This window comes from Alteromonas sp. ALT199, assembly GCF_018619335.1.
Classification (GTDB): domain Bacteria; phylum Pseudomonadota; class Gammaproteobacteria; order Enterobacterales; family Alteromonadaceae; genus Alteromonas.
Genome location: NZ_JAHHDX010000094.1, coordinates 1 through 3,620 on the forward strand (window position 1 = coordinate 1; position 3,620 = coordinate 3,620).

General features: G+C 44.2%; 1 protein-coding gene. It reads right to left on the reverse strand.

What is annotated here, in order from left to right; translation table 11 throughout:
- Positions 1–604: 604 nt before the first annotated feature.
- Positions 605–3,445 (reverse strand): TonB-dependent receptor domain-containing protein, encoded by a 2,841-nt coding sequence (locus KL866_RS10790; RefSeq protein ID WP_214994988.1) that lies wholly within the window; start codon positions 3,443–3,445, stop codon positions 605–607.
- Positions 3,446–3,620: the final 175 nt, after the last annotated feature.

The following is a 3,620-nucleotide window of genomic DNA, read 5'->3' on the forward strand; positions in this document are numbered from 1 at the left end:
GATGTATTTAGTATTTCATTGAAATAATATGGATCAACGCTGACCACTTTGTGATTCAGCCAACCTATTTAGCGATATACTAATAAACTCTACACCACAAATGTTTTTAATTAGCGCCATCGCAATTTTAACCTAGCTATTTTCATTACTAATTGTGCGCTTTCTGCACATTCTCTGCACAAACGTTCAGTATCTTAAAGCTACAAACTAATAAAATTTACAGATGCTGAGGTAGTCAGTTGTGAGAAAGCCTGTTATTTATTGATGAAAAAGCATGTTCGGGGAATTTATAACGGCTTGAATGCCGCGTCCGTTCAATACCTGATAAAAGACATCAAGACTTTGCAGAAAGAAGAGTGTAGAAGGTAGGTCGGGTCATTACTTGGAATAAATGAGGCACCGCAATTTAGTAAAGCCAACTTGATTTTAGCTGAAGCGACTTTGCCGTTAACTACAACTCTGGCTCAAGTGCATCGTGTCTTATATTCAAATGAAGTGAATCATGAAGGGTTTATAAGCTTGTTAACAAAAGTGGCGTGTGACATGCGTAAAAAAAACCGGCGCTGATACGCCGGTTTTTGTTCACTACTTTATAAAGCGTATATTACATTTTGTATGCTACGGTAACATAACCAAAACGGCCAATGTTATCGTATGCACCGTCTGTTGAGCCAGTGCCGGTTGTCCCAGTAGGTAGCGCGCGGTTAAACAGGTTATCAATACCTACGGTTAGGCTGACACCATTTTTAAAGTTGTAACCCGCAGTTACATCAGTTACTGCGTATGAAGGTAGGTCCATACGATTACTTGGGTTAGGGTTACGTGCTAGCTCTTGATTGTCGTAAAGGCTTGCGCGCTCAATATAGCGCGTTTTCCAGCTTGCTTCCCAATCGCCACGGCTGTAGTTAACCGTGAATACGCCTTGCCAGTCTGACTCACCAGCAGTGCCAGCGTTTTGATAAAATAGCTCTGGGTTGTCTTGGAATGGAAACTCTTTACGATCTTTTAGGTAAGTCGCAATTAAGCTTGTACGGAATGCACCTTCAAGTGCATCAAAGTCGTAACCTAATTCGAAATCTACACCTTTTGCTTCTTGACCAGCAATGTTCAGTGCGTAGCTGCGAATTTGGGTAATTTCGCCTGTCTCTGAATCACGGTCGATAAGGCCACAGTATGGGTTATTGATGCCTGTTTCAGAGTCTACACAACGGTCAAGAATCGTTTGACCGTCTATGTTGGTGATTGCATCGGTAAGTTCAATTTCCCAGTAGTCGACTGTCGCTGTAAAGCCTTCAAACCACCCCGGTGTATACACAAAACCTACGGTCTTAGAGATTGACTGTTCTGCTTGAAGGTCGATGTTACCGCCGTTTACGCCTTCCAACGTTGCCGAGTCGTAGTCAGAATTGAAGTCTGCTGGAACACCTAGTGCTCCACAATTAGCAATGCGTTGTTCCGCGTTAGCTAGGTCACTTAGATTGTCTGTACGGCATGGGTCATCAACGCTGAAGAAAGTTTGACTTGCTTCACCGTAAAGTTCGCTGATGTTAGGCGCACGAAGAGCAGATGACTTAGTTGCTCTTACGCGTAAGTCTTCGAAAACCTGCCAATCTAAGCCAAGCTTCCAGCTTTTTGCGTTGCCGATAGATGAATAATTAGCAATACGTGCCGCTGTGTCGAACGTTAGCATATCTACGCCAGGAAGGCCTTCAAGTAGCGGAACAGTAACTTCAGTAAATACCTCTGATACGTCGTATTCGCCCTTGTCTTCACCTAGCGCATTGAAGAAGGTACCTGCAGCATTTTCAGGCTCATCAATTTCGCTCTTCTCTTTGCGATATTCTACACCTGCGGCAAAACCGACATAGCCCGCTGGTAACTCATAAATACCTGAGTTCGCGATTGTTGCGCCTGCATTATACTGCTCAATTTTGCTAGTACCTACAGAAGTGGTGTTAACATAGTTGATCGCATCTTGTGAAGGCTGACCATAACCCATAATGTTAAGGGGTACACAGCCATCTTCGCTGCCTGATGCACAAACAATGTTGCCATTGTCATCTTCAATAGCGTCTATTGCGTTATAGAAATTTTGCAGAATAAGGTTGTTGCGGTTCTCACGCTCTAACTCAGTTTTACCGTAGTTTACAAACGCTTCGTAGTTCCACTCATCACCGATGTAGCCTTCAACACCTAATACGTAACGATAAGTCTCGCGCTCATCAGCTTCTGTACGACGACCTAAGTCGGTCATCATGCGATTAAGTTCAATGCTTTCAAGGCCGTTTGCGTCCATGTACTCAGTAACACTGTCGTCTAAAAATGCATTGTCGCGCGTTATAGTTGTCTCATCGCTATAGAAGAAAAACGCTGGCTGGGCCATAGAGATAGCGCGAGTACGCGCGTACTTAGCCTGTGCGTATACTGTCGTGTCGTCGTTAAGCTCGTAATTACCTTTAACGTTTAGGTTAGTACGATCAAACTCAGGCTGTAATTGCGTGAACTGGCGAAGGTTAAAAGAGTCACAATTAGCGCAAAAAACGCCATCGACCTGATCGCCAATATAGATGTCTTTAATTGAACCGTCTGAATTGAAGGTTTTTGTACCGCCGCCAAATACACCTGCATTATTTAACACGTAATAACCAGCGTTAGCAGTGTAAATATCATCCGGGTAGGCGGTTGAGTCTAGCTGCTCTTCACTGCGCTCGTAACCCATGATGCTTTCAAAGCTCATATTGCGGTAAGACGTGGCAGTCCAAGGGTTGTCTAGGGCATCTAGCGACTCTTGTGAACTGTATTCAGCTGCAACAGCGATATTACCGCGGTCGTTGTCGAAGTTAAAACCGTAAGACGCTTGGTACTTATCGTTTTTATAACCATTTTCCTGCGCAAAACCTTGTGTTGCACTAATGTCGAAGCCTTCAATGTTCTTTTTAAGAATGAAGTTAACCACACCAGTAACTGCGTCAGCACCGTAAACGGCAGAGGCTCCACCCGTTACAATCTCTACGCGCTCAATCCATGAGGTTGGAATGGTATTAGTATCAACTGCGGCGGTTCCTGCAGATGAAGATACGTGACGCTTACCGTCAACTAATACAAGCGTACGATCTGTACCCATACCGCGAAGATCTAGTATGTTTAGACCTGCAGTACCGATGAATTGTCCTGAATTACCCAGTGAGAACGTATTGGCAAGTGAAGGCAGTTCGTTAAGCACCTCACCAATGTTCATCGCGCCTGAGTTTAGTAGCGACTCGCCAGAAATAGCGGTAACTGGCGAAGGGGCAATCGCGCCCTGACGAGAAATACGTGAGCCTGTAACTTGAATTTTTTCAACGTCGGCGCTGTCAGTTGCAGAGTCTTGCGCCAAAACGTTGCCTGAGGTCAAAGCGACGCTCCCTGCAAGAGCGAACCGTACGGCAGTTGCAATATTTTTCATGGTGTGTTCCTAGTGAATTGGATTTACATGCTTGTTGTTGGATAAGGCCCAAAATTTAGGCAAGCCTTATTTAACCAATCTGTTTTGAATTTATACTTATGTCTAAGAGGGCGCGCATTCTAATTACCAGAAATGGGGTAAATCAATTTTTTGCGATGAATAAAAGCGGGGTTAT